The sequence below is a fragment of the Treponema sp. R6D11 genome, assembly GCF_054786075.1.
In genome coordinates this window covers 1-3,180 of the sequence record NZ_BDHD01000193.1, presented here as the reverse complement: position 1 = coordinate 3,180, position 3,180 = coordinate 1, and the positions used below count along the sequence as shown (strand labels likewise).

Here is a 3,180-nt window from a genome sequence, read left to right as displayed (position 1 = left end):
TATTAATACTTCTACCTCCACTCTTCTGGTTTATCCTCCAGTCCTTCAGAGTTTTCGATAACAAAAAAAACGCCCGTTTGCTATGGAGCATTAAATTTTGTGCAGCTTTGTTATTCTGCACAATATTAGCCGTTATAAACGCATACCTAATTCCAGTCTTCGTCGTTAAAATTTTAAGTTACGCATAAAAAAACAAGCTCCTAAGAGCTTGTTTTCAATTGAATGCTAATTACTTGCCAGACACTGCGTCTTTAACAGTTTTGCTGAATTTGAAAGAAGGAACTGTTGTAGCAGGAATAGTCATTTTCGCATGTGTGCGAGGGTTAACGCCTGTACGTGCAGCACGTGCAGTTGTTTTGAATGTTCCTAGACCAGCTAGACGAACTTCTTTGCGGCCTTTTAGCTCACTTGTTACGTAAGCGATTAGCGCCTCAACAACAGCTGTTGTTGTGTTTTTTGGTTGACCTGCGATTTTTGCTACTTCTGCAATTATTGTTGCTTTGCTCATAATAATACTCCTTTTGTATTAAAATTTTACCTAAATATTCGCTTAAAATCGCAAAAACCCTCTTTTTTATCGCAAAATTTTATGCTTTTTTAAGAAAATAATTGTTTTTTCTGTTTTAGGAATAAGTTTTAGTTCTTCCTCTGTTATAGAACCAAATGAAAACATTATCAATATATATAGTAGGAAAGATACACCAATGGCAAAAAACAATCCAATAAAGCCATTTCCAAAGCTGCAATGTTTATATAGAAGAAACATTGAAAAATACAGCGTCAGAAGATAAATCGCCGGCTTTACTAAAAACTCGTTTATACTAAGCCTTATCTTAGTTACACCAAGCATATAAATTAATGTCAGTATAAATATCAAGAAATAACAAACGGTCGACGAAACCGATGCGTAATGAATGCCTAATGTTGGTATTGCAAACCAGTTAATCAAAAAATTCGCAACCACACCAATCGCTATAAATATTATCGGTAGCTTAACTCTGCCATATGCTTGCAAAATAGCCTGCATAATGGCAAACATCCCCCAAAATACAATAGATGGAGCCATAATCATCAATAACTCCGCAGTAGTCTGATTGCTGCCAGGAAATATCTTTAGAACAGGCAAAGCTAACGCCGTACAAATCGCTAGACAAAATATAGTAAATAACAACGCAATTTTAAGAGCTATTTTCCCAACCGCCTCAGCGGATTTTCTTTTGCCAGCAGCCATAAAATTCGCAATTGAAGGTACAACAGCAATTGCAAGTGAAACAGTCACAACAAACGGCGCACCGTAAACAGTCTTAACGTACCCTGAATATTCGCCCCAAAGCGCATTGGCGGCAGTGGCGTTGTATAATCCGCCGGCTTGCAGCCTGTTGGTGATAGTGAATGTATCAACCAAATTAACCAGCGTTGATACACACGCAGCAATCGTTATTGGGACAGAAAGATTCAGGAGTTCCTTTGCTATCGTCTTGAACCTCTTAGTCTCTCCAGTCGGTTTATTAGTTTTAGAATATTTGAAATACATAGAAACGAGCAAAACAAACCCAAGAAAAGCCCCAATCGAAACTCCCAGAGTCGCCCCGCCACTAGCATATTGAACGCCATATTTTAATAATAAATAGCTCAGTAAACAACCAAAAACAAGCTTTCCTAAAGCATCTAAAAGGTTTGAAATGGCAGTTGGATACATATTTTGTTTTCCTTGGAAATATCCGCGAAAAGCTGCAGAAATAGTAACAAACAAAATAGCAGGAGCAGTATAAACCAAAGGATAATATACTCCTGGATTTTTAAGAAAATCATTTGCGAGCGGTCTCGCAAAGATTAAAATCATACTAGAAAAGACTAAACCAAAAGCAGTAAGCATTATTAAAGCAGCCTTAAAAACTCGCTTAGCCTCATATTCCCGTCCGCGCGCTTCGCATTCTGCAACCATCTTTGATATGGCAATAGGAACCCCTGCAGATGAAAGTGTATAAACAAAGATAAAAATACTAAATGCCGAATTAAAAAAGCCAATTCCATCTTTCCCGATCAGCCACGCCAATGGTATTTTAAAACATGCGCTAATTATCTTCACAGCGAAGTTAGATATTAAAATAATTAGCGTGCCTTTTAGAAATAAAGACTTTTCTTTACTTGCCAATTAGGTAACAACTCCTCGTTTTATCCTATGCGAACCTTGTCTATAGTATTCAAGGAGTAGCCGTAGGCTCGTTAGTAGGAGGCGGCGCAGGTTGTTCGGTAGCCGCAGGAGATGCAGAAGGAGTTGTAGTAGCGCTTGGCGAAGGACTCAACTCTTCAACAGGACCGTTCAAACCGGCAGGAAGAACAAAATGTTTTGCTTTCAATTTTAATTTGCTATGAACTTTAGACATAATTTTGCTAAATATAACAACACAAGGATTAGAACCGCCAATTGCCATAGATTTTGGTTGGTCATATCCAAACCAAATTGCCGCAGTATAATAAGGAGTGAATCCTACAAACCATCTATCTTTGTTACTGTTTGTAGTACCAGTTTTACCACAAATATCATATGAGCTACTAAAGTTGGCAGCTGTAGCAGTGCCAGATGTTACAGGCCCACGCAGAAGGCTTATCATGGTTTGCGCTGTCGAAACTTTCATAACACTAACGCCAACATCTTTATTTTCAAGTATAACATCTCCATTTGGATTTACAACTTTCGAGTAAGTATGAGGCTTGTTATACACTCCCTCATTAGGAAAAGTTGCATAAGCGGCACCCATTTCTAAAGGCGAAATACCCTTGTCAACGCCACCCAGGCTTAACGCCAAAGATTTGTCGGCAGGTGTGAGAGAAGAAATACCTAACTTTTCTAAAAAGGCAAATGCCTTGCCAACGCCTAATTTATCGCAAACTTGAACCGCAACCGTATTTACAGATTTTGCAATGGCGGTTCTTATGGTCATAGGACCAGCATATCCTCCGGACGAGTTTTTAGGTGTCCAAGAGCCATATTTTAATGGCTTGTCAACATAAACGGAATTCGGAGTTATTATATTATTTTCAACGGCAGGGGCATAAACACCAATAGGCTTAATAGAAGAACCCGGTTGTCTCAAACTCTGCGTAGCACGATTCAAAGTCAAACTCCCTTTTTTCTCGCCTCTTCCACCAACCAAAGCTTTAACCTCACCTGTATAT

At 38.7% G+C, this 3,180-nt stretch carries 3 protein-coding genes; all 3 read right to left on the bottom strand.

All coding sequences use genetic code 11. From position 1 onward, the window contains the following. Positions 1–229: 229 nt before the first annotated feature. Complete coding sequence (locus tag ACYVTD_RS11005) at positions 230–508, bottom strand: HU family DNA-binding protein (RefSeq protein WP_461247816.1); 279 nt, start codon at positions 506–508, stop codon at positions 230–232. Positions 509–574: 66 nt separating this feature from the next. After that, the gene (locus ACYVTD_RS11000; RefSeq protein WP_461247815.1) at positions 575–2,155 is read right to left on the bottom strand and encodes a putative polysaccharide biosynthesis protein; all 1,581 of its coding nucleotides are present in this window, start codon (positions 2,153–2,155) and stop codon (positions 575–577) included. Positions 2,156–2,204: 49 nt separating this feature from the next. Beyond that, positions 2,205–3,180, bottom strand: a 976-nt coding sequence (locus ACYVTD_RS10995; protein WP_461247814.1) for a transglycosylase domain-containing protein, incomplete at its 5' end; no start/stop codon positions are given.

Bases quoted from the DNA above. Each gene is read 5' to 3' on its own strand.
- ACYVTD_RS11005 (WP_461247816.1), bottom strand. From the start codon at position 508: ATGAGCAAAGCAACAATAATTGCAGAAGTAGCAAAAATCGCAGGTCAA.